This window comes from Aneurinibacillus tyrosinisolvens (assembly GCF_001015055.1).
Lineage (GTDB): Bacteria > Bacillota > Bacilli > Aneurinibacillales > Aneurinibacillaceae > Aneurinibacillus_A > Aneurinibacillus_A tyrosinisolvens.
Genome location: NZ_BBWZ01000027.1, coordinates 28191 through 54868, shown reverse-complemented (window position 1 = coordinate 54868; position 26678 = coordinate 28191). Strand labels below are relative to the sequence as shown.

General features: G+C 42.8%; 27 protein-coding genes. 7 read left to right on the top strand and 20 right to left on the bottom strand.

Translation table 11 applies throughout. The features are described from left to right. Positions 1-61 precede the first annotated feature (61 nt). Positions 62-1309 carry an MFS transporter gene (locus tag MBEAL2_RS19605; RefSeq protein WP_047153951.1) on the top strand — a complete coding sequence of 416 codons (1248 nt, stop codon included), beginning with the start codon at positions 62-64 and terminating at the stop codon, positions 1307-1309. Between the two features lie 216 nt (positions 1310-1525). After that, positions 1526-2236, top strand: a complete 711-nt coding sequence (locus MBEAL2_RS19600) for a hypothetical protein (RefSeq protein ID WP_047153950.1) — start codon at positions 1526-1528, stop codon at positions 2234-2236. 134 nt (positions 2237-2370) lie between these two features. Here MBEAL2_RS19600 and MBEAL2_RS19595 read toward each other — a convergent pair whose 3' ends face one another. From MBEAL2_RS19595 to MBEAL2_RS19585, 3 genes are all read right to left on the bottom strand, one after another. Beyond that, positions 2371-2880 (bottom strand): copper amine oxidase N-terminal domain-containing protein, encoded by a 510-nt coding sequence (locus MBEAL2_RS19595; RefSeq protein WP_052947850.1) that lies wholly within the window; start codon positions 2878-2880, stop codon positions 2371-2373. A gap of 47 nt (positions 2881-2927) precedes the next feature. Then, positions 2928-3347 carry a hypothetical protein gene (locus tag MBEAL2_RS19590; RefSeq protein WP_047153949.1) on the bottom strand — a complete coding sequence of 140 codons (420 nt, stop codon included), beginning with the start codon at positions 3345-3347 and terminating at the stop codon, positions 2928-2930. Positions 3348-3589: 242 nt separating this feature from the next. Beyond that, on the bottom strand, positions 3590-3841 hold the full coding sequence (locus MBEAL2_RS19585) for a GlsB/YeaQ/YmgE family stress response membrane protein (protein WP_047153948.1): 252 nt from the start codon (positions 3839-3841) through the stop codon (positions 3590-3592). 214 nt (positions 3842-4055) lie between these two features. Here MBEAL2_RS19585 and MBEAL2_RS19580 point away from each other — a divergent pair, with 214 nt between their 5' ends. Beyond that, positions 4056-5003 carry a helix-turn-helix transcriptional regulator gene (locus tag MBEAL2_RS19580; protein ID WP_047153947.1) on the top strand — a complete coding sequence of 316 codons (948 nt, stop codon included), beginning with the start codon at positions 4056-4058 and terminating at the stop codon, positions 5001-5003. 68 nt (positions 5004-5071) lie between these two features. Then, the gene (locus tag MBEAL2_RS19575) at positions 5072-5608 is read left to right on the top strand and encodes a DinB family protein (protein ID WP_047153946.1); all 537 of its coding nucleotides are present in this window, start codon (positions 5072-5074) and stop codon (positions 5606-5608) included. A 153-nt stretch (positions 5609-5761) separates the two neighbouring features. Here the strand turns inward: MBEAL2_RS19575 and MBEAL2_RS19570 are convergent, their stop codons facing one another. The 6 genes from MBEAL2_RS19570 to MBEAL2_RS19545 all read right to left on the bottom strand — a co-directional run bounded on the left by MBEAL2_RS19570 (position 5762) and on the right by MBEAL2_RS19545 (position 11995). Continuing rightward, a complete protein-coding gene (locus tag MBEAL2_RS19570) occupies positions 5762-6583 on the bottom strand; it encodes a CPBP family intramembrane glutamic endopeptidase (protein WP_047153945.1) in 822 nt (273 codons plus the stop codon). Positions 6584-6594: 11 nt separating this feature from the next. Continuing rightward, positions 6595-7287, bottom strand: coding sequence for an ABC transporter permease (locus tag MBEAL2_RS19565; RefSeq protein WP_052947849.1), 693 nt, complete (start codon positions 7285-7287; stop codon positions 6595-6597). Next, positions 7280-8203: an ABC transporter ATP-binding protein gene (locus MBEAL2_RS19560; RefSeq protein ID WP_047153944.1), complete on the bottom strand. Its 924-nt coding sequence runs from the start codon at positions 8201-8203 to the stop codon at positions 7280-7282. Before MBEAL2_RS19560 ends, MBEAL2_RS19565 begins: the two co-directional genes overlap by 8 nt. A gap of 114 nt (positions 8204-8317) precedes the next feature. Continuing rightward, positions 8318-9253, bottom strand: coding sequence for a sensor histidine kinase (locus MBEAL2_RS19555; protein WP_047153943.1), 936 nt, complete (start codon positions 9251-9253; stop codon positions 8318-8320). 1 nt (position 9254) lies between these two features. Next, a complete protein-coding gene (locus MBEAL2_RS19550) occupies positions 9255-9953 on the bottom strand; it encodes a response regulator transcription factor (protein WP_047153942.1) in 699 nt (232 codons plus the stop codon). Between the two features lie 20 nt (positions 9954-9973). Further along, complete coding sequence (locus tag MBEAL2_RS19545) at positions 9974-11995, bottom strand: DUF2339 domain-containing protein (protein WP_047153941.1); 2022 nt, start codon at positions 11993-11995, stop codon at positions 9974-9976. A 126-nt stretch (positions 11996-12121) separates the two neighbouring features. Here MBEAL2_RS19545 and MBEAL2_RS19540 point away from each other — a divergent pair, with 126 nt between their 5' ends. Then, on the top strand, positions 12122-13528 hold the full coding sequence (locus MBEAL2_RS19540; protein WP_047153940.1) for a tetratricopeptide repeat protein: 1407 nt from the start codon (positions 12122-12124) through the stop codon (positions 13526-13528). Positions 13529-13574: 46 nt separating this feature from the next. Here the strand turns inward: MBEAL2_RS19540 and MBEAL2_RS19535 are convergent, their stop codons facing one another. The 5 genes from MBEAL2_RS19535 to MBEAL2_RS34050 all read right to left on the bottom strand — a co-directional run bounded on the left by MBEAL2_RS19535 (position 13575) and on the right by MBEAL2_RS34050 (position 18899). Continuing rightward, on the bottom strand, positions 13575-14537 hold the full coding sequence (locus MBEAL2_RS19535; protein WP_047153939.1) for a cyclase family protein: 963 nt from the start codon (positions 14535-14537) through the stop codon (positions 13575-13577). A 42-nt stretch (positions 14538-14579) separates the two neighbouring features. Further along, positions 14580-16199 (bottom strand): class I adenylate-forming enzyme family protein, encoded by a 1620-nt coding sequence (locus tag MBEAL2_RS19530; protein ID WP_047153938.1) that lies wholly within the window; start codon positions 16197-16199, stop codon positions 14580-14582. Between the two features lie 185 nt (positions 16200-16384). After that, on the bottom strand, positions 16385-17752 hold the full coding sequence (locus MBEAL2_RS19525; RefSeq protein WP_047153937.1) for a sigma-54 interaction domain-containing protein: 1368 nt from the start codon (positions 17750-17752) through the stop codon (positions 16385-16387). A 131-nt stretch (positions 17753-17883) separates the two neighbouring features. After that, positions 17884-18627, bottom strand: coding sequence for an EAL domain-containing protein (locus MBEAL2_RS19520; RefSeq protein WP_052947848.1), 744 nt, complete (start codon positions 18625-18627; stop codon positions 17884-17886). 56 nt (positions 18628-18683) lie between these two features. Next, positions 18684-18899 carry an aspartyl-phosphate phosphatase Spo0E family protein gene (locus tag MBEAL2_RS34050; RefSeq protein WP_082130049.1) on the bottom strand — a complete coding sequence of 72 codons (216 nt, stop codon included), beginning with the start codon at positions 18897-18899 and terminating at the stop codon, positions 18684-18686. Between the two features lie 134 nt (positions 18900-19033). On the opposite strand from MBEAL2_RS34050, the gene MBEAL2_RS34045 reads away from it, so the two are divergent. After that, the gene (locus MBEAL2_RS34045; protein WP_369405516.1) at positions 19034-19483 is read left to right on the top strand and encodes a site-specific integrase; all 450 of its coding nucleotides are present in this window, start codon (positions 19034-19036) and stop codon (positions 19481-19483) included. Between the two features lie 32 nt (positions 19484-19515). Then, entirely contained in the window at positions 19516-20010 is a 495-nt protein-coding gene (locus MBEAL2_RS34040) for a tyrosine-type recombinase/integrase (protein WP_369405515.1), read from the top strand. 318 nt (positions 20011-20328) lie between these two features. On the opposite strand, the gene MBEAL2_RS19505 is transcribed toward MBEAL2_RS34040, so the two are convergent. The 6 genes from MBEAL2_RS19505 to MBEAL2_RS19485 form a co-directional block, all read right to left on the bottom strand. Next, positions 20329-21474, bottom strand: a complete 1146-nt coding sequence (locus tag MBEAL2_RS19505) for a glycerate kinase (protein ID WP_047153935.1) — start codon at positions 21472-21474, stop codon at positions 20329-20331. A gap of 24 nt (positions 21475-21498) precedes the next feature. After that, positions 21499-22092, bottom strand: coding sequence for a 2-hydroxyacid dehydrogenase (locus MBEAL2_RS34035; RefSeq protein WP_369405514.1), 594 nt, complete (start codon positions 22090-22092; stop codon positions 21499-21501). Positions 22093-22135: 43 nt separating this feature from the next. Continuing rightward, positions 22136-22459, bottom strand: a complete 324-nt coding sequence (locus MBEAL2_RS34030) for a Rossmann-fold NAD(P)-binding domain-containing protein (protein ID WP_369405513.1) — start codon at positions 22457-22459, stop codon at positions 22136-22138. Positions 22460-22574: 115 nt separating this feature from the next. Continuing rightward, positions 22575-23309 (bottom strand): enoyl-CoA hydratase/isomerase family protein, encoded by a 735-nt coding sequence (locus MBEAL2_RS19495; RefSeq protein ID WP_052947847.1) that lies wholly within the window; start codon positions 23307-23309, stop codon positions 22575-22577. Continuing rightward, the gene (locus MBEAL2_RS19490; RefSeq protein ID WP_047153934.1) at positions 23299-25059 is read right to left on the bottom strand and encodes an FAD-binding protein; all 1761 of its coding nucleotides are present in this window, start codon (positions 25057-25059) and stop codon (positions 23299-23301) included. Before MBEAL2_RS19490 ends, MBEAL2_RS19495 begins: the two co-directional genes overlap by 11 nt. Before the next feature lie 34 nt (positions 25060-25093). Then, a complete protein-coding gene (locus MBEAL2_RS19485) occupies positions 25094-26674 on the bottom strand; it encodes an acyl CoA:acetate/3-ketoacid CoA transferase (RefSeq protein WP_047153933.1) in 1581 nt (526 codons plus the stop codon). Between the last annotated feature and the right edge of the window lie 4 nt (positions 26675-26678).

Here is a 26678-nt window from a genome sequence, read left to right as displayed (position 1 = left end):
CAGGATACCCCGCTATATTTATAAACCAGCTCCTCTGTGGGGCTGCTGACGAGGTGAAAAAATGAAATTAAATTTCTTGTTATTACGTCAACGAAATTTTTCATTGTTTACCGCCGCAGATGTCATTTCCGCTTTAGGAAACCAAATTGGGTGGGTCGCTCTTCTCTGGTTTGTTATGGTTTCCACGAATAACTCAACTAATATGGGATTGTTAGCGTTCGGGTTTGGTATGCCTAGTGTTTTTTTGGGTGCTGCTGTTGGTAACATTTTGGATCATAGGTCACGGAAGAAGATACTTATTATAACTAATTTTCTTCTGGGTTCGATTTTTATGTTCATTCCGTATTTGTATAGCATCCATCAGTTATCCTTTTTTGTATTAATGATACTTATTATTATCGCTGGATGTTTAACCCCTTTTGTCAAGGTTGCATGGATGGGCATGTTGCCAAATATGGTTGAGAAGAAAGATTTAAATGCAGCAAACTCAATCAATGAAACCCTTTGGCAAACCGCATTCTTATGTGGTCCACTTATCGGAGGATTTTTAATTGCAAAATTCGATACTTCCATGGCTGTTGCTTTAAATGGTTTTTCCTTTTGGATTTCTGCCTTGTGTATACTTCCAATAGAGGAAAGGTCATATCAACAAAAAAACGAGAACAAGTTAAAATGTTCATCATTTTGGATTGACACTTGGATGGGCTTCAAATATCTATTTCATTCAAAAGCCGTTTGGCAAATCACTCTGGGGGCGTTATTTTTAAATATGGCTTATGGACAATTGGAAATTGGTCTTCCCTTATATGTCCACCAAGAATTGAAAATCAACCCCCTAGTTCTTGGAACCTTATGGATGGTCTATTTTATTAGTTCAGTCCTTGGTTCTGCTCTAACAGCATTGATTACGTTTCCCCTACGTCACGGGGCACTTATGGCAGTGATGGTCATTGGATGGGGAACAAGTTTGTTCCCTTTGCTATTCTGTAACTTCCTTTGGATGGGCTACATCACCTTAGCCCTTGCAGGATTTCTGTTTGGTGGATATTCTCCCATGGCTCGGACAATGGTTCAGAAAATAGTCCCAATCGAATATCAAGGACGCATTTTTGGGATCAGAATGTCTATAATTACCCTGGGCGTTCCTCTTGGCTCCTACTTCAGTGGATTGACTGCTAAATGGATTGAACCTTCTCATCTAATGGGTCTGACAGGGGGAGTAATGATAACCGTGGGCTTTGCCCTTCTTTATAGTAAAGAATTTCGTGCTATGCATAAAGACGAGCAAGTTAAATCATTGGACCAATAGAACTCCGTAAAGAAGATTTTATGAACAAAAACAAAGCAGCCCTTCTGTTAAAATAGGGTCCTGCTTTGTTTTTGTTTTACTTCACCATCGATTCCCATCCCTCCCTCGGTTTAGTTGAACACAGGACAGGTAATCCACCTCTTTTTGCTTCACTAAATCATAAATCAATCTGCATAAAATATGCCAAAAGATAAAAAATAGGCTGGGAGGTGTTTTATGCAGAAAGTTATTATGCTTCTTGTTGCTATACTCATCACCTTTGTACCTGCTGCTGTTGCAAATCAAGATGATGAAGTCGAAAGGTTTACATGGGATGGAAAGTATGTTGATCAGTTTAAGAAAGTAGATATTCCTGTGTATGTTCCGTCTTCCGTAGCTTCATCCGAAATTTTTCGGAAGCTTGGACATTTATTTGTTAGCAAGCTTGAAGTAAGTAAGGACCATTATGTAGTTGAAATTTCACGTCAAAGAGTACGTGATGGGCAAGCAAGAATGCTTACTTTCGATGTGATGACAATGTCAGCAGGTACTCTTCCAAGTTATCGAAAACAGCCTTTCTCTACATACGAAGCATTCGAGATAGCAGAAGGAACCATCAAGTTTAACGGGTATAATGTGGATTATTTTGCTAATAAAAGAGCATATATCTGGCAAGATAATGGTTGGGAATACTTGGTGTGGGCAGACAATACTAACAATGCTTTTAATATCATGAAGCGTCTCATGGCTACAATACCAAAGGGAACCAATCCTGTCCACGGTGCGATAAAAGGACAGATTACAGCTATTGATACAAATGAGGGTGTGCGTTCGGATGCTGGTTGGTCTTATGATAATGGGAAAACGTGGTACATTATTACTGGACGAAGTTCGCCAGAACAATTGGTCAAAGTTCTAAAGTCCATGGTTAAATTGGATACTAAATAACATAAACCTTTAATCGTCATTACAACCATTTAAAACCATTAAAAAGCTATCATGCCTTTTAAAAACAAAAAGAAGGCAGGATTCACATCGGAATCACGCCCTCTTTTACTAATCTAAATTGAATACTTCGCAATTTAGTTGCTTATAGCAGCATTTGAAGCAGGTTCTTCTGGAGCTGCATTGTTTTGTTCAGAAACGGCCTCACCTGCAGTTGTGCTATCTTGGACAGGAGCCGGCTCACCTGCAGTCGGATCACTTATGACAACGATTTCCCCTTCCTGCTCCCAATCCACCTTCGCTTTAAGCTGCTCGCTGATAAATCGAAGTGGGAGGAACGAACGTCCATTTTTTACGATAGGGGAAGAGTCCAGGGTAACAGTTTGCCCGTTTACGTTTGCTTCACTCTTATCAAGGTGAAGAACAATCGTCTGCTCTCCCTTCGTTATGGTTATTGATTTTGTCCCGGCATCCCATTGAACATCCGCTTTCAAGGAGGCACTAATGGCTCGAAGCGGAACCATAGCCCGTCCGCCGTGACTAAACGGAGCCTCTTCCGAATTTACTTCTTCACCATTTGTGAAAACTTTTATTCCTTTTTCGCCTGCTTTTTTGTACAGTTCGCCAAGTTTTTTTGTACTGCTCAAGGTTGCTGGATGCTGATTTAATCAGTTCCTTCTGAACATCAAGAGCTTCAGAATACTCCTTTTTGTCCTCTAAAGCTTTCAAAGAATCTTTTTAAAGCTTTTACCTTTTCCGGCTTGAGCTTCTCTTTACCCTTGGAAGCTTTCTTGCCTTCCACTGCTGGGCTTTTCGGTTCACTCTCATCCTTCAATTCACTTTTTGCTTCCGTGTTGCTACTATCGCTTTCCTTTGTTCCTTCTTCGTTTTTCTCTATTTTCTCTGTTTGTCCATCCTTCTCTGCCTTCTCAACTTTCTCTGCTTTTTCAACCTTCTCTGTCCTCTCAGTCTTCTCTACTCTCTCCGCCTTTTCGCTTTTTTCACTTTTGTCCTTGCCGCCTTCGGAATGTTCTCCCTTTGCCAGGACGGCTGTTGGAGCGGCAATTAAGCTCAAGGCAATAATGCCACTCAATAATTTTCTCATGCTATCCATTCTGCTTCCCCTGCCCTTTCATTCAATTCGTGTACTATACTAGTTATTTCGGCTTAGACCACGAAAAAATGAAGTGGCCGTACATAAGATATCGATGAAAGGAACAATCCTCCACTCTCTTAAAAAAGGTGGAGGATTTTTTTGCGAAGAGGCTCTTTTTTAGAAGGTGAGGTTCTCTAAAATGGAAAAAGCCATGCTCCCTCCTGGGAAACACGGCTTTCTCTTTGTCGTAGCCATTGATTCTAGACTGCTTTTCCGCGCACTAAACTCCACAGCCAATTAAGGACAACAGCACCGACAGCTCCAGCAATGATATTAAATCCGCCAACGACCCAGACCCAGTCACCCAGCACAAAGTCACCAAGCCAGCTTCCTACCAATGCAGCAATGAGCGACACGAACCACCCTTTACCGGCCACCTGGCCTGTCATCCAGTAATTCATTAATCCCCAGGCGACAATGCCAACAAGAGCCCAGACAACCCAGAATGTCATACGGCACTTCCTTCCCTAATAATGATAGCGATTACACAATGACAGATGAAGTCTGTTACCTATTTGCTATCATCATATGCTGCCGGAACAAAAGTGTTACTGTATGATTTTCTTATTCTTAATAAAAACATTGAAAAGGAAAGCGTGGAAAAATTTTGCTGTAGCGTTTAGCATGGTATATAGAGACTGACTTTTCAGGAGGATGTATATATATATGAATAAAACCGATCGTCTGCTTGCCATCGTACTGGAACTGCAGCGAAACGGTATGCAGCGTGCGGAAGACTTAGCATCCACTCTGGAGATGAGCGTTCGAACAATATACCGTGACATACAAGCTCTCAGCGAGGCTGGCGTGCCGGTCATCGGGGCTCCCGGCCAGGGCTACTCCCTGGCTGAAGGATATTTCCTGCCGCCGGTAAGCTTCACTGCAGAGGAGGTCGTAACACTGCTACTGGGCATTGATTTCGTTGAGCAGCAGTTTGATGCCGGTTATGGCGCGAAAGCGGGGGCTTCCCGAAGAAAAATCGAGGCCGTTTTACCCGAGCCTGTACGAAAGGAAGCCGAACAGGTGCGGATGCATATGAGGTTGCTCACACCTGGATGGCCTGCAGGCAACGAGACACCGGAAGATACACTTGCACTGCTCCGGCGCGCCATCCTTGAGGAGCGACACATCCGCTTCCACTACGTGAAAAAAATGCCGGAAGCGGACGGCAGCCGGCACAGTATGCGCGAGTCGGACCCATATGGCCTTGTATTCGTCAACGGTACATGGGCGCTTGTGGCGTTTTGCCATTTGCGTCAGGAACTGCGCCATTTTCGCATAAGCCGTATGAGCCGGCTTGAGGTGCTGGATGGGGGCTTTAGACGGCCACCGGACTTCAATTTGCAAACGTACCGCCCGCCTGACGACCGCAGCACTTCTGTACATATTCTGTTTCGCCCTGAACTTGCGGACAGAGTGAAAGAACAACGCTATTTTTATATAGAAGCTTTGGAAGATACGCCGGATGGCCTGCTTGCCACGCTTCGCGTCCGGCAGCCGGAGGAAATCCTTCCGTGGATTCTAAGCTGGGGGGCAGGTGCGGTTGTGCTGCACCCAAAAGCGCTGCGTAATCAAATTTGTGAAGAAGCTGAAAAAATGCTGAAGCGCTACTGACATACTGTTGTCAGTAGCGCTTTGGTATAGTAGGGGCATATAACCTTGAAGGGAGATAAAGATAACGTATGAATACGAAACAATCGCTCCAGCGTTTTGAAGAAACCGCAAATAAATACCTGCAGGAACTAGAAAGCCTGGATATGGAACAGCTCACGCATAAACCGGATGAAGATGAATGGTCACTTGGACAAATGTACATGCATTTGATTAACTCGGCACTTTACATGCAGCTTCGTAATGTAGAGGCTTGCACCCGGCAGGAAACTGACAATGTTACCGAGGCAGCAGAAAAAACCCCGGCAGGCAAAGCAGTGTTTGCCCAATCAAGCTTTCCACCGATACGGATTCAAGTTCCGCCTTCAAAGGAATACACGCCTTTACAGCCGGAAAACAAAGAGCAAATCTCCGAGGGCTTAAAGCAGGTCATTCACCGGATGCGTGAAATCGAGCCTGGATTAGATGAAGCATCACCTGTACATACGGTCCCGCATCCGAGATTCGGGGCCCTCAATGCAAAAGAGTGGTATTCGCTCGTCGAAATGCATTACCACCACCACCTGCTTCAAATGGCCCGTTTAAAAGAGTTTCTCCAGGTGATATGACTGTTTTTCAAGAAGGACCATACCTTTCATATCATGATTGCATAATATAATGCAACCCCCACTTTTTCACTTTACCTTTACCTTTCCATTTCCATGGAAGGGTATTTTTCATTGGTGGCCAGAAGTTCCTTTTTTTATGCCTTTAGCCTAAAATTAAGCCGAAATAGATTCACTAAAGTTCTGTAAGCTTCTATTCATTTTTTGCCTAAAGAAAACCTGGACAAGGGTAATATGGACGACAATGAATAACACGAGCAAGATAATAGAATGGATGTCGCCCGGCTTTCCGTCTATTCGTAGGATGCTTATACTGCTATTCCCTATCAAATGATTCTCCAGGAAATCATAAATGAAGTGGGGAATTGCAGCGCCTAATAAAGACCCGCTCTTTATATAAATATAGATAAATACTATGGCCATACCTAATAGGAAAAGGACATAGACGGGACTTAACCCCTGAAATACATGGGAAGCCATAAACAAAACGCTTGAAATAAGAAACAATTTACCGGGACTCGCATGTTTGAAATTGGCTACAAAATACCCCCTGTACAATACTTCTTCGTTCAACCCAACGGAAAACCAGGCAACAGCTGCCATAATAAACATGGGAATTACATGGGGATTGGCGAAATAATCGCCGGGAAAGTGAGCAGAAATCACTCCCCTTTTTGAAAGCAGCATAAAGTAAAGGACATACATTCCTACAGATACGATGATGGATGTTAAGGAAAAGAGGGCCTGTTTGCGATTCATCCCAAATTTCAGCGTACGCAGCGGCTGTTTATCTACAAACTTATAAAAGAGCAGTGTTGCAAGCAGCGTTACCAGGCTTCCAACCGTTCCTGCTATCCCAAAGATGTATACATTCGTTGATTTAACATAGTGAAACGCTCCTAATTTAACCATCAGGCCAAGAAGAACAATGTTAATAAGCGTAACGGCAACTACGCGTACATAAGGACTTTTCATCATGATTACCACCCCTAGGTTATATCTGCCTTTTCAACATTTCGGATGGACAAGTAGGCAATAAATCCGCCAATAAGAGCGAGCACAATCGGGATGGCAATAGTGAAAACAAGTGAAGATGTGTTGCTGGAAGAGTTCGTAAACGAAACGAGCAGAATGGCAGCTACGATCGTCGCAGGGACTGACTTTTTCCTCATTCCAAAATACAGGGGAACTAAACTCGTTCCAGCACACGCAATCGCACTTAACGTCATGATGAGGAAATTCTTACCTAAAACCTGACCAGTCAATTCCTTTGGAACGAAATGAACATAAGAATCAACGGCATAAAAAATTGTTCCAATTACGATGTTAGACAAAAAAATCGTCAGAAAGGTAAAGCCCGCGACAAGGGCCAGCTTTGCAGCCATCATTCTTTGCCGCTTAATCGGATACATAAACAGGAGCGTAATCGACTTCGTCCTATATTCATCAATGATGATCCTGGCAATAAGCACGGAGGCAAAGATAATAAACACGCCTCTAACCAGGCTTCCAATTACGCCAAAGGCCATTTCGTAACTTTCGAAAGGGATCCTCCCTTCGCTTTTATCTGCAAAATAAACGAGGCACAGCATCGCCATAATCGCCAGGTTCGAGATAACAATCCCTTTTACATAGGAGAACAGCTTGAATTTCTTTATTTCCAGCTTCATTAATCTACGCACTGATGCCACCCCTATTGACTGATGTTAGGAAATAATCCTCCAGTGTATGTTTTCTCTTCGTGATCTCCTCAATCATAACGCCGTTCAGAATTAACCCTCGCGAAATCTCACCCTGAGTGAGTCTGGATTCATAGATGCGAATTCGCGAATGATCCATCACTTTAAAATTCGAGAGGTGAAGGATTTCCGCGAGTACGTATGCCGCCCTGTTACAGTCAATGACCGTTATTTCAATATACTCCGTGTTGTTTTCACGAATCATATCCATGGAAACTTCTTCGATTAACTTGCCGTCACTAATAATCCCTACCGTGTCGGCGATTTGTTCGATTTCACCTAGAATATGGCTGGAGACGAGCAACGTGATCCCGTATTCGCGGCACAGCATCGTAAACAGGCTCCGCAGTTCCTTTATCCCAACCGGGTCCATCCCGTTAATCGGTTCATCCAATATTAACAGCTCCGGTTTCGTAACAATCGCTCGCGCAATCCCAAGCCTTTGCTTCATTCCGAGCGAAAAATCCTTTACAGACTTATGGTCGATGTCTTTTAAATTCACAAGGTGTAAGGCAGCATCAATCGCTTTCTTGTCGTAATAGCCCATATATTCGCAGTGTAGATCCAGGTTCTCTCTTGCGGTAAGCCTGTCGTAAAATACCGGGTATTCTATGATGCTGCCCATTCTTTTTAGCATCTCATAAGAAGTGGGCGTCACCTTCTCGCCAAACATTTCAATTTCCCCACCCGTTGGTTTGATAAGGTTGGTCAGCATCTTCATTACCGTTGTTTTGCCTGCACCGTTCGGTCCCAGAAAACCGTATATTTCGCCTTTTTTCACTTTCATATTGACATTGGATACGACTTCCTTGCCTTTGTAGGCTTTTGTCAATTGATTCGTGCGAATAATGTATGTCATGCGTACAGCTCCTCTTCGTCTTTGTTACTTTTTATTCTAGCCAGAGAAATTTTCTTTTTTGTTAACCAAATCTTACAAAAATCTTACGTATGGCCGGAGAGGAGCAAAATACGATTAAAAGGTGATTCGCTGCAATGTGAACGTAAAGATCGTTTTTTCATACGGCTTGCTTGTGAGAAAGATTTCTCCTCCTAATTTTTCAATAAGCCTTTTCGTAATCGTAAGGCCGAGCCCGCTTCCCTGATATAATTTGTTTCTCGAATCTTCCAGGGTGTACATTCTTTCAAAAACCCGGTCTTTGTGCAGTTCACTAATTCCCTTTCCTTTGTCCCACACATCCACATACACAAGGTTTTCATCGCTTCGTAACGTTAAGCCAAGCACCTTTCCCTCGCTGCCGTACTGGATAGTATTTGAAAGCAAATTGTTTAAAATCCGGTTCAATTCCTCTTCGCTTCCGAGGGCGTACAGATCATTTTCAGGCAGTTCAATGGCCACCTCAAAGCCTTTAGAGGATAAAATGTCATAAAAACCGAGGATGTTTTTCTTGCATATCTCGCTTATGTTTACTCGGGTTAAGGGAATGTCCTTATCCCCTGATTCCAATTTCACCAAATCAAAAAACTTCTTCATAAGTTCCAGTACTTCCATCGTTTTATCATGCACTTTATTCAACAGCACTTCGGTTTCTTCTTTGCTTAGATTGCGGTCATGCAGGATAATTTCAATATAGCCAAGCACAACGGTAAGAGGGGTTTTTAAGTCGTGGGAAATGTTGGAGAGCATTTTTCTCATCGAGCTTTCCGTTTTGTTGTACGTCGCAATAATTTTATGGTTATGCTCCAACAGGCCGTTCATTTCGATGAGCAGCGCTTTTATCTCTTTATCATTTGTCTGAAGCAGCAGCTTTTCTCCGGTCTGGTGGCGAATAATATGATGGAGTTTTTTGTGTATGTATGTGAGGCTGGCCTTTCGATCCCTGTTCGCCCGATACTGTAGTACATTAAGGATCGCCAGACCAATAGCGAGGATGAGCAGAAAAATAACCATATTAGAATTCCCCCAGCTTATAGCCAATTCCCCACAGCGTTTTGATATAGCAGGGCGCAGAAGGGTCATCTTCGATTTTTTCCCGCAGTCTCCTCATGTGGACGTTAATCACATTCTCGTCTCCAAAATAATCGTCATTCCAAATGAGGTTATAGATTTGCGCCTTCGTGAAAACCCGGCTCGGGTTCGTAACAAACAGCTTCAAAATATGAAACTCCTTTGAAGTAAGCTTGATTTCACTCCCGTTTTTATGTACTGAAAAATTGTCTAAGTCAATGGCAAGGACCCCTATTTGTAACGCTTTGCTCTCTTCCTTCTTTTCCGTTCGCGAATAGTGGGTCGCCCGCCGGATCGCCGCCTTTACCCTTGCGACAAGTTCGATCATGGAGAAAGGCTTGGCAATATAATCATCTGCACCAAATCCAAGGCCTAACGCTTTGTCTACATCCCCATCTTTAGCTGACATGATTAAAATCGGAATAAGGCTCTTCCCCCGAATGATCTTTAAGAATTCCATCCCGTCCAGTTTGGGAAGCATGAGGTCGAGGAGGATTAAATCAAACGTTTCTCTGGCAAAAAGCTCAATGGCCTGTTCCCCGTCAAAAGCGGCTGTGACTGCAAAGCCTTCTTTTATAAATTGGTTTTTGACCATTTCACTAATGGATGTGTCGTCTTCAACGAGCAGTATTTTATGCTGCATAACCGGTTCACCTTTTCACTTTATAGTTTTTCTTTTTTGTCGTGTTTTACATCCCGGTAAAATAAGCGGGATACCAATATTCCAATACCGCCCAATCCGATAAAGAGAACAGCACGAACCAACATGGATACATTCGGTAAATCATAGAAAACAACCTTTAAAAGTGTAACAAAAATAAACAATACTCCATACAATCTCATCTTTTTCACTTCTTTTTTCATTCCTAAAATAATTAACACAATGGCGTATCCCATCCATACTAGAGATACAGATAGGGATTGGGTATCCTGGGAGTATGTTTCTGTAAGCAAGCCTGTTATTCTTGTCGCAAATATTAAAAGATATACTCCATACGCTATCGCCAATACAGAAAATATTTTTTCGTTTTTTTGATGTTTACGAGAAAGGTATAAGACAGTCCCGAACGTGATCGCAACGAAACTCCATGCCATTGTTTCAATAGAGGCGACTTCGTCAATCCCGCGGCCGAAAATGCCACAGGCTGCCAGCCCATATACGACCCATGAAACAACGTGCATCGTTTTATTTTCCCTTCTACTATCAGCCCACATCATGCATAAAGCAAATCCCAGCCAAAGCATGGCAACAGCTAACATACGAACAATAAAATCATATCCATCTACCGCTGCATATAACAGCTGACTAAGGAAGAACAACAGCAGGACACTCCATCCGGCAGTTGCGTTTGAAATCACTTTCCGACTTGAATGATGAAGCTGTAACAACCGGATGATTCCAGCCGACGTCATTAACAAAACCGTCCAGGTAAAGGTCTCTATCGAAAAAACGAAGTCTATCCAATGCACAAGAGTCATTAATCCAGCAAGACTGTACACCGCCAATCCGCTTATTTTTTGCCATTTCGACCGTAGAGCATATCCCAGGTAAACCGCTATTGCGCCTTCAAGCAGAAGAGAAACCGTGCGGTAATTTTCGCCAAGGGCATACAGAATATACGTCATATAACCGAAAGTCGCCATGGAAACGAAAATAACGGAGGCTTCTCTTTTTGCTTTGTACCGCCAGGCTCCGCACCCCGTGTAGATAATGCTAAGGATTCCCACCATCCATTCTGCTGTGTCCTTTTCAAACGAACCCAGCGTCCACCCGACGGTTACTGCAAAGCTCGTAAAGATAGTGCCGTATTGAAATTTGTTCTGAATGTCGTTTCTCCAAAATGAGATGCCTAATAAAAAGTGCTGTGTAATGGCACCGGAGGCCACAATATTAGAAAATTCTCCAGCTGTAACAAAGCTGTAGAAAAGCAGCGTGAATTGAAGGAGGATCGTGGATACATAATATAAGATTGTCTGATGAAAGCGAATCGCATAGAGTAAAAATCCACCGTACAACAAAACTTCATAAGAAACAAAAAATAGCGTGTTCGGGTTTTCGCTTTTTACTAAAAACGGCATCAGGCAACCTGCTAACGATGATAAAATGGCCAATGCCTGTGAGCGGTAACGATGGGATAAGAAGATTCCCGCTGCGATCCAAACGATGTTCATTGAAAACGCAATGGAAGAAGAAACATACTGGTAGAGGACGTGCATGGCAAATGTCGTAATCATCAGTACCGAAATGCTCCCGCCTACAAGAACCTGGCCTAGCACGGGCCTTTCGTTCTGTATTTGCCGGTGCCCGAGAACAAGCAAAGCGATAGCTGCGGCAAATCCTAACGCTATGCGCAGGGGCTCCGTCAACAGTCCAGAATCAACAGACGCTTTAAATCCCCAAATAATCCCCAATAACAAAACAACCAAAAAAATACGTGGAAGCCAAACTTTTGCAATGAGATGCTCCCAGTCCGTCAGCGCTTCCAGCTCCTCTTTAAAAAAGGGTGGCTGTTGTTCTTGCACACTTTCTGGCTTTCCTTTCAGCCGGGCACCTAAGTCAAAAACTTTTTCAAGGTGTACAGGATACACGGTCCCTTCTTTTTTCCCGGCTTTAAGTACTTCCACTTCAGATTCCAATGTTTCTATTCGCCTTTTTAAGTCTTCAATTTCCCGTTCATAATCCACAGCCTTCACCACCTCTTTTTTTATTCATACCACAATTTTAAACAAATTGGTAATTTTTAGCCAATCAAACCTGTTTGTTTTTGAAAAATATAGTGTGGTATACTTGTAAAAAAGGGAGGTATCCACATGAATATGAACGATCCCCATCAAATGAAATGGAACTTTAAACCCTCGCAGAAAACTTTTCAAGGCCGAGTTCATCGAATAGCGGTATATCTTCAAAGTAAAGTGTTGGAGATTGTCGATTCGAATAACTCGGTTTTTTATTTGGTCTACTTCAAAAACATTCTGTTGGGCGGAGGAAATCTGGAAGAAATAAAACAGGAAACCTTTCTTCACAAGGCATTTCAACAAGGAATCACTTTGCATCCTTCTCACCCTCTTTTCCTCCCCTTACTCCCCAAGAATCGAAACGCCCATGTTCCTGACGCAAACGATGTGTTCACTCAAATCCAGAATCAACTTTCACTTCCGGAGGTTGCCCTGGCAGCCACCTGTATGGATAATTTTATCGAAAAGCAGCAGCTTGTCGGCATCATCCGGCAAATCTTTGATCATTTCAAACGAAACGGCCAGTTTTCTAAAGCATATCAGATCGCAAAAATATTACTCCACTTCTCGCCCGACATAAAGGCCATGCAGGAAATGATTCGAACCTCGCAGTTTGATAAGTGCCGTAAAGCAGATGAAACCCATCCGGAAATCCTTCTCGAACAAGAACCATTACTTATGGAACAATTCTGCTACCAGAACCGGAAAGAACGGAAATATGAAATCCATCTCCACCAGCTGCTACAACAGCAATCACGCCCCCTTGAACGGCTTATCTTATTTATCAACCTGTTCGAAATGAAACACGATTTTTATGACTATGATGAGTTCATTCATTTATTACAGCACGAATTAGTGCTTGAAGAACAGTATGCAGTTTTAAAATTCCTATGCGAGTGTTCGCCTGCCTATCCTCCATTAACGAAATATTTTCTCCAAGAGCAAATCCGCTTAAAACGATACCCTGAGGCTCTGTCCTTCATCGTCAATCAGATTCCTTCTCTCTCTTCTGCACATTATGAGACGATTGAAACGATTTTAGAATATGTAGATACCTCCTCCATTTTGAATGTGACAAACATAAATCGAATCGTTAGTGTCCTCTACTCTACTAAACCCGAAAAAAAAGAAGCCCTCGTACGCCGTTTAACCATGGGCTTGCTTAAACAATATGATCTTAACCAGGTGAAGACATGGCTGGAACCCATAAGAGAAAACGATCGGAGCCTTCGCGTATTTCATGAATTGGAGAAGTTAGAGACCTTATCCCGTGATTTGGATCAACTCATGAAGCTGGGGGAATTGTACTACCAGCTTGGCCTATTGGATCAATCCATTGAATGCTTCACCTGGGAGATGGAGTTAAACCCGACTGCCCCTGATCCAATACGCTGGTTAAGTAAGCTGTACCATGAAAAAGGAATGACAGAAGAAGCGGACAGTTATAAAAAGCTTTCGATTCATATGGCAAAAAGGGCATGATTTCAATAAACAAAGGGACGGCATGCGGGCCGCCCCTTTCAGGAAATTACTTCACAACAATCGGGTTAACAGGAGCCCCTGTTCCCTGAACGATTTTCAGTGGGGCAGCTGCATACAAGAATGTATATTGCCCATCTGATGCACAATCATCAGCTAAATCTTCTAGCCAGTCAATCTCATTAAACGAAACGCCAAGGTTACGAAGAAGTGCGCCATGGAGAGGAAGGGCTGTTCCTGTGCGGGAAGAAACAGTTTGTTCGTTAGCGATCGTATCTGTTCCGAAGGCTGGTATTTCCATATCGTGGAACCACTGGACTAATTCTGGTGTATACGTAATACCAGGTTCATTGAATTCACCTTCGTAGAAGGCACTCGCTCCTTGATCATAGAAGACGCTAATCCATCCGGTACGAATTAAAATAATATCACGCTTTTCAATGGAAACACCCTGTGCTTCTGCTGTTTCCAATAAATCATCCAGGGTAATTTCTTCCCCCTTGTCCAGGTATTTCTTGCCCTTATACCGTGCTACATCAAGCAATATCCCGCGCCCCACTACCCCGTGCTCTGCAATCGGCATAATCGAGCACTTTTCCATCCCATCGATTGTAGTGTTAGCAGAGAATCCATTATAAACCTCGTCGTCATACCAAACATGGCCAAGGGCATCAAACTGGGTTGATCCTTGAACAGCCATATAAATAACATCATCAGCGTATTCGAGTCCGGCACCAAGAGGCTGGAGTTTGCCACAGCAGTAAGTTCCATGGTCCTGTGTCATATGATGGCCTGGTTGAGAACGCCCCGGCCATACGGGATCACCCTCTTTGCGGGCAATTGGACAACCTAAAGTGAATACTTTCCCGCTCTGGACTGAAGCCACTCCCCGCAATACTTGAATTTCATTCAAAAAATTGACAGCCCCCAATTGGTCCTCGGCTCCCCAGCGTCCCCAGTTTTTTGGAGCATCCTTTAAAATTTCCGAAATCGTTTTTACTGTAGCTGACATAAAAATCCTCTCCTTTATAATTGATACAATATATTCAATTCATTAGTTACCAGCATTAACATAGCGGAGCTGTGTTTTGATAATTTTGCCGTTCGGATTTCTTGGTAACGCTTCCAAAAATTCGATATAAGTAGGGACCTTATATTTTGCCAATCGCTCGGCTACCCATTCTTTTACCTCATTTTCCGTTAATGTCTCACCTTTTCTGGGAACAATATAGGCTTTTACAACTTCACCGTAGGTACTATCCGGTACTCCTACGATAGCAGCTTCCATAATCTTTGTATTGGAGTAAAGAACATCTTCTACCTCAACTGAATAAATTTTCTCTCCGCCGCGATTGATCATATCTTTTATTCGGTCCATGATAGAAACAAATCCTTCTTCATCTACCATGGCAAGATCCCCTGTAGATAGCCAGCCGTCTTCAATGGCATTTTTCGTAGCTTCTTCGTTGTTCCAGTATCCCGGGACAACCATCGGTCCTTTAATTAACAATTCTCCTATCTGGCCGACCGGCAGTAGTTCCTTTGTTCCAGGCTCCGCTATTCGAGCCTCACCAACAGGTACCGGAATTCCTACCGTGCTTAGTTTGCGTACCTGGTGCTCGTCAGGCATGACCGTTGCAGGCGATGTAGTTTCAGTCAAACCATAGGCGTTATGCAATTCAAGATTCGGATTCCATTCCAATAACATTTTCACTGTTTCCGCTGGCATAGGTGCTCCGCCAAAGGCAGCACAACGGAAAGCTTTTGTGTCATAACGCGTGTAATCAGGCTGCATCATTGTCATTACATAAACGGTTGGAGAAGCAATACAATGGGTAATCTGCTCATTTTGCAATGTTTCTAGAAATTTTTGTGCATTGAACATTGGCATAAGCGCAATTTTCCCACCAAGATAAATAAAGAGGGATAACTGGGCAGCAAAACCAGTGATGTGAAATAACGGAACAGCTACTACAGTCGAATCATTGGAGGACAATTTAAAGCATAGGGCATAATTCATTGCAGTATGAATTAAGTTAAAATGGGTATTTACCGCTCCCTTTGGACGTCCTGTTGTACCAGAGGTATACATAATCAACGCGGGATCATGTTCATCCACTTCTTCTCTTATAACCTGTGGAGCCGGATTCTGAATCAGGCAACTATATGGTTGTGTACCTTGCGGGAGTTCCTCATTACCCGTGATAAAAGTATACTGCACCTCGGTGCTGTCCAGAACAGCAGAGACATCAGGCCACCATTCAGGGTTTGTAATCAGCAATTTCGCACCAGAATTCTGCAGCATAAATTCAAGTTCCTGTGCTCTTAATTTTGTATTAAGAGGCACAGCAACAGCCCCAATTTGGAATGCAGCGTATACACTTGCGACAAAAGGAATCCCATTCATTAAAAGAAGAGCTACACGATCCCCCTTTTGTACGCCGTAATGGTGCCGCAGCTCGTAGGCTATGGAATCCACCTGTTTTTGCAGTTCCCCGTATGTAAGACGCTGTTCTTCATGTACGAGGGCTATTTTATCCGGGAAACGTTGTACACTATTCTGTAATGTCTCAGTTAGCGTTTTGGGCCTGTCCCTGTATACCTTCATTTCGACCCCATTGACTACCTCCTTTGCTATCAAGGACTGAAACTCTTTTTCCCAAGTAACTCCCATAAATTCACCTCCGCAATTCGCCTTAAAGTAGTAATCCTATTTGTTACCATTTGCAAGTTGGATGCCAATTTTGAGACTGCTTACAGAAAGGCTTTTCTTTAAAAAAACTCAATTTTGTTTCCAAAGTAAACAAAAAAAGTGTTTCCAAAAGAAACAACTTGTCTCTTTTGGAAACACTTTAAACGTTATGCCAGGCCATATTTCTGGAGCTTTGAATAAAATGACTTCCTGCTCATCCCGAGTTTACGTATTGCCTCTGTACGATTTTTACTGTTCCTGATAACTTCTTCAATAAGCTCCTTCTCAACTTTTTGCTTTAATCCATTTAGACTTAAATTCACATGGTTAGGTGTGACTTCCTGTTGGAATACATCAGGTTTATCTTCTGTTTCTTTCTTTATTCTAATATAGTGAGGAACATCTTCTGCTGTTAAGGAGTTTTTTGTACAAATAGCTATCATATGTTCCAGAACATTAGACAGCTCACGAACATTACCCGGCCAATGATAATTTGCGAATATATCATATACTTCTTCTAAAACAGTTACATATTTTTGATATTTGGGGTTTAAGTTCGCTAATACCTGACTAGTTAAAAAGGGAATGTCATCCCTCCTCTCACGAAGAGGAGGGATGTGAATCGGCACAACATTTAAACGATAGTAAAGGTCCTCCCGGAAGCTCCCCTGTTTTATTAGTTGACGAAGATCGCGATGGGTGGCACAAATAATTCGAACATCTAATGAACACCACTTTGTTCCCCCGATCCTTTGAAACCCCTTTTCTTGAAGAGCCCGGAGAATCTTTGCCTGGAGATTAAGCGGCATCTCTCCAATTTCGTCCAGAAACAAGGTCCCTTCATTTGCCAGCTCAAAGAGTCCCTGTTTCCCTCCTTTTTTAGAACCGGTGAAGGATCCCTCTTCATATCCAAACAGCTCGCTCTCAAACAAAGCTTCGGGAATAGAAGCCATATTAATAGGAATGAAAGGCTTGTTCGCTCGTTTGCCTGCCTGATGAATTGCCTTGGCCATTACCTCCTTTCCTACACCTGTCTCGCCGTAGAGAAGAACAGAAGCATCCGTTTCGGCAACCTTACGCGCAAGCTCAACGGCAATCCTCATCCTGTTTGACCTGCTCTTTAAAGGTGCAAAAATTTCTTGATTTAACTGCTGCTCTAATTTGTCTGAATATGTTTTATACCGCTCCAGCTCAGCCTGCAGAGCAACCACTTCGCTTATATCCTTCATAATTGCGACAGCACCAATCAAAGATCCATTCTCAAGAAGCGGAGTAATATTTGCGCAAATATCCTTGCCTAAGGAATGAACATAGCTATAATCATTGATTAATGGCCGGCCGCTTTGAACAACCTGGAGAATCCTTGCCTCAGCTTCCACGTCTTTTAATTGTCGTCCGATAATCTTGTTCTGTGGAACCCCAAAGTGACGTGAATAGGCACCGTTAACATACATAATTTTGCTGTCTTTAGAAATGACAAGAACCGCATCATGGAGTGATTCTAAAATAGATAATAAATTATCTTCTAGTTCCATTTAATCTCCCCTAGTGCTTTTAATTTTGCCAGAATACATAGCGACAACATAACCACGTGACAAGAAGATAATGAGTGTATGGCAGAGCAAAACAACTTCACTATAAAAATTATATCAATAGATTAAATATTTTAAAATATCATATTATCTAGAATGTCAGGTTTCCCTAGTAGATAGCCCTGTCCAATTGAAACCCCCAGTGCTTTTGCTGTGGCTAAATCCTCTGATTTCTCAATGCCTTCCAGAACTAACTGAACATTGGCGTCCTTACAATATTCTACTATCAGCTCAATCCATCTCTGCTTTTTCTTAGACGCTGACAAATTTACAGAAAAATACCGGTCCAGCTTTATAAAATCAGGTTCTAATTCGATTATATTTTTTAAAGAGGCCATTCCTTTCCCTACATCATCTATAGCAATAAGAAAGCCATGCTGCCGCATGATAGCGACGGCATGCTGGAACAGACCCATATCTTCTATCTGTTCTCCCTCATTAATTTCCAATACAAGCCGTCCATGCGGGATTATCAAGTTGGATGATACTATCTTTTCAAGTCCTTCAGAAAAGGAAGGAGTCACTAATGTAGAGGGAAAAATATTTAAAAATAAAAAACAACCAGATTGCGACTCTTTGGATAAATAAAATGTTAAAATCGCATTGAAAAAGGAAATCGCATCTAATTCATTTAGTCTGTCCGACTCGGCAGCCATACGAAAGAGCTGTTCCGGAGCGCGTAAATCAGATCGTAAAAGTGCTTCATATCCAAACAGGCTCCCGCTTGAAAGACGGTACAACGGTTGATAGGTATGATAGTATAATTTCTTTTCAATTAGCCCTTCTATTACGTTTTTGCATTCGTTCGTCTTGTACAAAGTAAAGCCCTCTTCCCTTCTGATTCTCTCCAATGTTGGGGTTACAAAAAGCCACTTTATTTCCCATTCTCCTTGAATGATTTAAATGAACGGTAATCCGGCTGGTTTTTCCTCTGGTATTCTACAATTAGTTCATCCAAATATACGCTTAAATAATAAACGTGAGGATCCGAAAACGCTTTTTTCTTTTCAAATGCTGCATGCAGTTGTTTCCTTACTTCCTCTATTTGCGTACGAAGATCGTCATTTCTTTTCCGAAGGTTCACAATCATTCCCTCTTTCGCTAGTTGCGAACAATTGCTTGGCAATCACTTTACCTGATTTTGTATTTAACTCCGCTAAAAAGGAAAGTAAAATTAAGTTCGTACAAGACGAGTTGTTCGACAAAAGAAGGAGAGAAAATACAGTGGCCATAAAAGAATTAGATCTGCATCAGGGGCTACAGCAACCCGAATTATACAGGTTATCGGAAATCGACAAACAAACTTCAGATGAACAAATTGTTGCCATGTTTTTAATGAAATATCATCATTCTTACTATACTTATCGAAATTATAACCGCGCGATTAATCAATTTCGTCGCTTTATCGCTTTTAAACCATTACGGGAAGTAACATGGCGGGAGTTTGAAGGATATAAGATTACATTGGAAAAGGGATTGCGTTGTAATAGCCACAAGCCTTTGGCTCCTGCTACGGTGGCCGGCCTAGTCGATCCAATCCGCTCGCTTTATAAGTGGGGGGGCGATCCTAATATTGGGTTCTTTACACATAATCCAACAACTACTGTACATACAACAAAAGTTCCTATAACCAGCAAAAACAACTACCCATACGCGAGACTAAACTTCTTTTAAATCAACTAAAAAAACAGGGATTTCGCGATTACGTGATTGGATTGACCCTTATTTTATTAGGTCTGCGGGTATCAGAATTAGTTTCTATTCGTTGGAGGGATTTTCACACTGATCCTTCAGAAACATTCATTTGGTTAACAGTAGCTCATGGTAAGGGAAACAAAGTCCGTGAAGTTAAAGTACCACAAACACTATGGGCTTTGTTAAATCGACTTGCTGATGATTTCCATGGGCTTGAAAACCACCAGGTCTTGGACGAACAACTCTTTCCTATTTCAGTAAGGCAAATTGAACGTATAGTAGAGAAAGCCCGTGAGTTAAGTGGCCTGAATAAGAAAGTAACCCCTCATTGGTTGCGGCATACGAATGCTACACTAGCCTTACTCCACGGAGCATCTTTACAACAAGTCCAGGAAACTCTTGGACATTCACAAATCACAACCACACAGCGTTATCTGCATACAGTCGAACAAATGAAAAAAGCGGCACCTGATTTTGTGGAAAGTTGCCTGAAGGGAATTCTCTGAAACAATTATTTTGCCGAAGGGGGTATTTGTTGTAAATTGTTTCCTGTAAGCGTATAATAAACTTTGAGAATATTTGTCAAAATTAATCGGATTATAAAAAAGTATGTCGAACAACTCGTCTTGTACGACATTGTATCATTTAGCATAATTTAACAACATAAAATTTACCACTTCTTCTAGACTAAGTATGTTGTTTGCTTTATATACTATATCCAATACAGACGTTCTATAAAACAGGAAAATTCTTGCTGTACAAGATTCGTTGCAAAATAAAAAAGTAACTACTAATATGCTCAGTAGTTACTTTTTAGAAACATTCTAAACTGGTTTTCGATAATAAGTACAAGCCTTCATAAGCTTCGCAATATCAACAGATGTTTGGTAGAGATACGTTTTTGCTTTCTCCATGCAGTCATCCAGAGATCCGGGGCCGCGGGTAATGGAATGACAGCTAACAAAATCGTTATACACAGGATCAATATTTTCTCCAAGGCTTCCGGAAAGCAACAGTGCATTAACCCCCAGCCTGTTAGCATGACGGCCAATGTAATGCGGAACTTTTCCATATAACGTTTGGAAGTCGCTTTTTCCTTCCCCGGTAATGACCCAATCAGCATTTGCCATTTTATCAAGCAGGCGGGTTTTTTCCGCAATCATCTCCGCTCCGGAATAAATCGATGCGCCTAAGGTAAGTAAACTAAAGCCCAGTCCCCCGGCAGCCCCCGACCCGGGTGTAGATTTATATGAAGTATGAAGGTGTTCATCAATGAACGTTCCATAATGATATAAGGCAGAGTCGTAAAAATCGATTTGTTCTTCCCTTACTCCTTTTTGAGGACCATAAACGTAGGAAGCCCCTTTTTTTCCGCACAATTCGTTTTCCACATCACTGGCAATAACAATTTGGCAATCATATATTCTCGGGTCAATGGTTCCATAATCGACGGTTTTAATTTTTTCTAAATATGCTGCTGTCGGAGGAACCGGACTGCCTTTTTCGTCAAAAAAGGAAACCCCCACAGCCTGGAGCAATCCTATCCCTCCTTCATTCGTCGCACTCCCGCCTAACCCGATAATAAATTTCCGATATCCCTGCTCTATGGCATGTATCATCATTTCCCCAATACCATACGTTGTGGCACAAAGAGGGTTCCGTCTTTCCTGCGGTAGTAACGGTAGTCCGACTACTTTGGCAATCTCAATGACTACCGTTTCGTTATCACCTAAAATTCCGTATTCTGTTAGAATGGGGTCACCTAACTGGTCCGTTACCGTCACACTCATTGTTTTTCCTTTTGTTGAATATATGAGTGCTTCTAGCGTTCCCTCTCCTCCATCCGCCATCGGAACCGCTTCAATCACACAATCATCAATAACTTGCCGGAACGCATCCTTAATCGTAGAGGCAACTTCCAATGCGGATAAGCTTCCTTTATAAGAGTCCGGTGCTATTAAGATATTCAATTTATTTCCTCCCTATTAAGCTATTTAACATACTAGATTTGGAGGGGTTCGCTGCATGAGTGCTTCGAGCAAGTTGTGCGCAGCAAGTTCAGCCATTTTCATTCGTGTAACTACGCTGGCACTGCCGATATGCGGAAGTGCTACAACATTATCGAGGTGAAGCAGTTTATCATCAGGAGAAACAGGTTCTTTTTCGAAAACATCAAGTCCGGCAGCCCAGATTTTTCTTTCAACCAGTGCTTGATATAGAGCTTCCTCATTTACGATACCGCCACGAGAGGTATTAATTAGGACAGCCGTAGGTTTCATTAAGGACAATTGTTCATACGATATCAAATTATGCGTTTCCTTACTGTATGGCGTCATAACGACGACAAAGTCCGATTGCCCCAGTAAGTTATTGAATTCACAATAAATCGCTCCCAGCTCTTCCTCTATGGCTGCTTTCCGGCTGCGGTTATAATATAGGACCTTCATATTAAATCCTTTGGCCCTTCTTGCGACAGCTTCTCCAATCTGCCCCATTCCAATAATTCCGAGTGTTGCACCATATATATCCTGCCCGGTTAACTGCATAGGTGACCAGGTTTTCCATTCTCCTTCCTTCAAATATTTCATAGATTCTCCAAAGCGGCGAGCGTCGCAATAAGGAGCCCGAAGGTTAAATCAGCAGTCGTTTCCGTAAGGCTCCAGGTGTATTCGTAACGAGGATTCCTTTTGCGTTTGCCGCAGGAATATCAATATTGTTATATCCAACAGCCAGATTACTCACTACTTTTAGCTTGTGGGCTTTGCTTAATAAGTTTGCATCTATTTTTTCTGTAAGAAGGCAGAGTAATCCATCCGCGTCTTCTATTTCTTTCTCTAGAATTGCCTGTGGTACAGGCTCGTCTTCTTCTTCCCACATGCTTACGGTACAATCGGTTGAAAGATAATCCACAATTTCAGCAGGTAATTTTCTTGTAATATAAATTTTAGGCCTCACTATAATTTCTCCTTTTATGTAGGATGAGAGAAACAAAATCGCCCCTTTAGCTTATTTCCAGGAGCGAGAATTATCTGAATCTATTATTGGTGGATAAAAGAAGGTTTTCTCTTTTCTATAAAAGCTTGAACAGCCTCCTGTACATCATGGGTTTCATGAACCGTATAGAAGAGTTCCTTTCCTTTTTCATCAAAAGCAGCAGGATGATTTGAATACAGGCGGACTGCCTGTTTAATGGTTTGTAAAGCCGTACCCGGCAGGGAGGCACATACCGGGCTAGTTCTTCAGTGTACTCTTTTCCTTCCCTTTCGGAAACAACTTCTGAAGCAAGCCCGATTTTATAAGCTTCTTCCGCTGTAATTGGTTTACCGGTTAATACAAGCCTCATTGCGTGTCCCTCTCCTACAAGGGAGATGAGCCTTTCCAATCCTCCATTGCCCGGGAAAACACCTCGCAGCACTTCCGGATATCCAACCCTTGCAGTTGACGCAAAGACGCGGATATCAAAAGCGCTTGCCAGCTCTGCCCCACCGCCTAAAGCATTACCGGTAACATATGCGATGGTTGGCTGCGGTAAATTGATAATGGATGCCAGCATCGCATGGCCTCTTACCCATACTTCGCGTGCCGTCTTATTCCGAATCCGATCAGGAAACTCTTTCAAATTAGCTCCGCAGCAGAAATGATCCCCGCCGCTATGAAAAAGGATCACACGAACTGTTCGGTCTTCAGCAAGGTTCTGAAAGGTCTGGGTAATTTCTTCTTTTACCTTTTCAGAAAGGATGTTTAATGGCGGATAATCCAGTATAACGTTAGCAATTCCGTTATGAATGGTAACATTAAGATTCATTGATCAGTTGCTCCTTACGTGTTTCCCGTTCTGCTGGCCAGTAGTAAGACTCCGAAGTCATCATACGATCCTTTTGGATAATTCGGATGCTTTTTTTCCAGTTTTCGTCGTCTTTTTGCGGGAAATCTTCACGGTAGTGGCAACTTCTGCTCTCTTTTCTAAGCAGAGCAGATAGCACGATAGATTTTGCTGTAGTTATCATATTTCGTAATTCTATTGCATCTCCGATGTTATCCAGGCTCAGGGCATATTTTCCCTGCTCTAATTCTTGCTCTGTATTGTTCAGGAAATCCCATGCTTCCATTAACCGTTCCTCATTACGGATAATTAAACAATTACGGTACATGTTCTGTCTCAGCTGGCTGATGCTTTCTTGAGCTTCCTTTGTTCCTTGACGGCTGCGCTCAATCCAGGCTTGAATAGTTTGTAATTCTTCATTATATACTTCCTCAAAGGAGTTTCCGTTCTGTTCCTTCACCGCATAGTCCGTCGCTGCTTTTCCTGTACGGTAGCCGAACACCTGGCCTTCAGCAAGCGAGTTCCCTCCCGGCCGATCCGGCCCGCGCAATCCTCCTGCCGTCTCCCCCGCTATGAACAATCCTTTAACGCATGTTTCACCGTTAGAGTTCACAATTTGTGCTCCGCCATTCATGCATTGAGCTGCCAACCCTGCTTCGAATTTATCCGTATGGACATCAATCCCTTTCGACAACAGCACCCTTTTCGTTTTTGGCATTTTTTCCTCGACGATAGCTTCCGATCCCGGAGCCATTTCACACCAGACGCCTCCGTGAGGGGAAGGGTTGTTTTCGGATTCTCTTTGCATCATCGTATCTAAATAGAAGGAAGCGTTTGAAACCGTAAATGGAAAAGCTTTATGGTTGTATACGTCTTCCGGTTTAATATCAGATGGGAGTTTTTCCTCTAAGAAGCGCTCACCGCTTTCACTATAAAGAACAGGGTGTGTTTTCCAAACCGGCCCGGAAAGCAAAGTTACAGGAGGGTTAATTACCGCAGGTCCGATTTGGACAAATTCCATGTTGACTAATGGCACCCCTGCTTCATAAGCCATCGCATACCCATCCCCCGTCATATCCGGAGTTCCTACACCATACGTATACAGATAATGAGCTCCGCCACAGGCTAAGATAACAGAAGGAGTCTGGTAGTAGACGAATTCATTCGTAGTTTTGTCGAGCCCAATCGCTCCTGCTATGCGTTGTTTATCATCCCTTATTAAACGAAAGATCATCATGTTTTCATCGACAGGGACATTCCTGGCTTGAATTTCTTTGGCCAGGATGTTTAAAATATGTCTCGAGGTCACCCCATTGACCCGGCAGGTTCTCGGGTAGGTTGCAAAATCACTCATTCCCTGGACAAGCTTTCCGTTGCTTTGTTTGTCAAAATTTAGGCCCATCTCAATAAGATCCTGAATTCTTTTTGGCGCATCTTCAGCCAGTGTCCAGACAAGATCGGGGTCTATAAATCCCAGCCCCGCATCCATTGTATCCTGATAATGAATTTCCGGATGATCCCGCTCATCGCCGTGGCCAATCGCTGCGGCAATAGCCAATAATTCAGAAAAGGCTGTAGCGGTCGAGCCGCTCTTCAGCCAGGAAGATTTCACTGCCATCCGTACATCTGCACCGGACTGAGAAGCGGTCAGGGCCGCTTTTGCGGCCGCGCCTCCCCCGCCAACAACGAGTACATCTGTTACAATCTTGCGTGAGATTTTTAACTTTTCCACGAATGAACCCCCGCTTTTTGTATTTTCAAGCCACCTATTCTATAAATAAATCAGCGTCCATTTCTCTCAATTCAGGGGATACGGTAACGTTAAAGTCAATATTCGATAGAATGTCTTTCTCAATGTCGACACCCGGGGCATACTCAATTAATGTTAAACCCTGATCTTCAAGGCGGAAAACCGCCCGTTCTGTAATATAGAGAACGTCTTGTTTCTTCTCACGTGCCATTTTTGCATTAAAGGTTAACTGCTCCACTTGCGGAATGAACTTCTTATGTTTCCCTTCATTCATAATACACAGTTTTCCATCCTTAATCGAAACATTGAGGCCACCGCTTGTGAGCGTTCCACAAAACATGATTTTTTTCGTTTTATGGACAATATCGATAAAACCGCCGGAGCCTCGGAACACTCCATTGAATAAGCTGACATTTACACTGCCAACTTGATCGATTTGTGCAAAGCCTAATAATGTTGCAGATAGTCCCCCACAGTGGTAGAAGTCAAAAACCTGTGGGGATGTAATGATGGAAGTAGGGTTAATATGGGCCCCAAATATTTCTTCGCCCATTGGGATCCCGCCTACCGCACCGTGCTCTAAGGAGAAGGTAACATCGTCAAAAAACCCTTCCTCTATCGCTAACTGCGGCAGTCCAACAGGAATTCCTACCCCTAAATTTACAACATCACCCGCTTGCAGCTCCTTCGCTGCTCTTCTTAAGATAACCTTCTGGGGATTCAAAGGAATGGGTTTGTATGCCTGCTGTAAAGGGATTTTCGCTTCCCCGGTCCAGCTTGGATCATCCACTTCCAACAAACTTTGTTTTTGTTCAGGATCGATTACAACTGCATCCACAAGCATGCCGGGGATAGCAACATCCCGTGGATGTAAAGTATTGTTTGCCACCACACGTTTAACCTGCGCGATCACATAGCCTCCACTGGCTTTCGCAGCCATGGCCATTTCTAATCCGCTTAATGTGACCGGTTCATTTTCTAATGTAATATTTCCACTCTCGTCGGCGGTTGTACCCCGAATGATTGCGACATGAATCGGAGTTGACGGGTAAAACAAATGCTCTTCTTCATTAATTTCAGTTAATTTAACAACATCTTCCCTTGTATGTTTATTCAGACGGCCCCCATCGTAACGCGGGTCAACATACGTATGAAGCCCAACCTTGGTAATGAGCCCTGATTCTCCTGCGGCAATGGCTCGGATCCAGTGAAAAATCGTTCCCATTGAGAACCCATAGGCTTCAATTTCATTGTTACGGATCATTTGAGTTAGCTTAGGGCTTTCCTTTACATTAAAGCTGCCGCTAATCAGTCTTTTTAACATTCCGGAATTAGCCACATGTTCCAGTCCCGTGCTTTGCTTCTGATGCCAGCCTACGCGTACAGGAGTAATTACAGTTAAATCCCTTGGTTCCCCTGTTGCAAGATAGCGGTTTTCGAGCTCCACTAATACTTTTTCCGGACAAAGAACAGAGATAAGTCCTCCGATGCTTATGGTCGCCTCATTCGGTATTTTCTGGACAGCTTCTTCTATCGACATCACTTTAGAGCGCGAAGTGACTTGATTAACATTTTTGCATACAGCTTCCTGTATCATTTGG

Excerpts from the sequence above, each read along its gene's own strand:
- MBEAL2_RS19525 (WP_047153937.1), bottom strand. The coding sequence starts at position 17,752 with ATGGAACTAGAAGATAATTTATTATCTATTTTAGAATCACTCCATGAT.
- MBEAL2_RS19580 (WP_047153947.1), top strand. The coding sequence starts at position 4,056 with ATGAATAAAACCGATCGTCTGCTTGCCATCGTACTGGAACTGCAGCGA.
- MBEAL2_RS19535 (WP_047153939.1), bottom strand. The coding sequence starts at position 14,537 with ATGTCAGCTACAGTAAAAACGATTTCGGAAATTTTAAAGGATGCTCCA.
- MBEAL2_RS19600 (WP_047153950.1), top strand. The coding sequence starts at position 1,526 with ATGCAGAAAGTTATTATGCTTCTTGTTGCTATACTCATCACCTTTGTA.
- MBEAL2_RS19585 (WP_047153948.1), bottom strand. The coding sequence starts at position 3,841 with ATGACATTCTGGGTTGTCTGGGCTCTTGTTGGCATTGTCGCCTGGGGA.
- MBEAL2_RS19560 (WP_047153944.1), bottom strand. The coding sequence starts at position 8,203 with ATGACATACATTATTCGCACGAATCAATTGACAAAAGCCTACAAAGGC.
- MBEAL2_RS19485 (WP_047153933.1), bottom strand. The coding sequence starts at position 26,674 with ATGATACAGGAAGCTGTATGCAAAAATGTTAATCAAGTCACTTCGCGC.
- MBEAL2_RS19575 (WP_047153946.1), top strand. The coding sequence starts at position 5,072 with ATGAATACGAAACAATCGCTCCAGCGTTTTGAAGAAACCGCAAATAAA.
- MBEAL2_RS19530 (WP_047153938.1), bottom strand. The coding sequence starts at position 16,199 with ATGGGAGTTACTTGGGAAAAAGAGTTTCAGTCCTTGATAGCAAAGGAG.
- MBEAL2_RS19555 (WP_047153943.1), bottom strand. The coding sequence starts at position 9,253 with ATGGTTATTTTTCTGCTCATCCTCGCTATTGGTCTGGCGATCCTTAAT.
- MBEAL2_RS19540 (WP_047153940.1), top strand. The coding sequence starts at position 12,122 with ATGAATATGAACGATCCCCATCAAATGAAATGGAACTTTAAACCCTCG.
- MBEAL2_RS34050 (WP_082130049.1), bottom strand. The coding sequence starts at position 18,899 with ATGATTGTGAACCTTCGGAAAAGAAATGACGATCTTCGTACGCAAATA.
- MBEAL2_RS19550 (WP_047153942.1), bottom strand. The coding sequence starts at position 9,953 with ATGCAGCATAAAATACTGCTCGTTGAAGACGACACATCCATTAGTGAA.
- MBEAL2_RS19590 (WP_047153949.1), bottom strand. The coding sequence starts at position 3,347 with ATGGATAGCATGAGAAAATTATTGAGTGGCATTATTGCCTTGAGCTTA.
- MBEAL2_RS34035 (WP_369405514.1), bottom strand. The coding sequence starts at position 22,092 with ATGAAATATTTGAAGGAAGGAGAATGGAAAACCTGGTCACCTATGCAG.
- MBEAL2_RS19570 (WP_047153945.1), bottom strand. The coding sequence starts at position 6,583 with ATGATGAAAAGTCCTTATGTACGCGTAGTTGCCGTTACGCTTATTAAC.
- MBEAL2_RS19605 (WP_047153951.1), top strand. The coding sequence starts at position 62 with ATGAAATTAAATTTCTTGTTATTACGTCAACGAAATTTTTCATTGTTT.
- MBEAL2_RS19495 (WP_052947847.1), bottom strand. The coding sequence starts at position 23,309 with ATGAATCTTAATGTTACCATTCATAACGGAATTGCTAACGTTATACTG.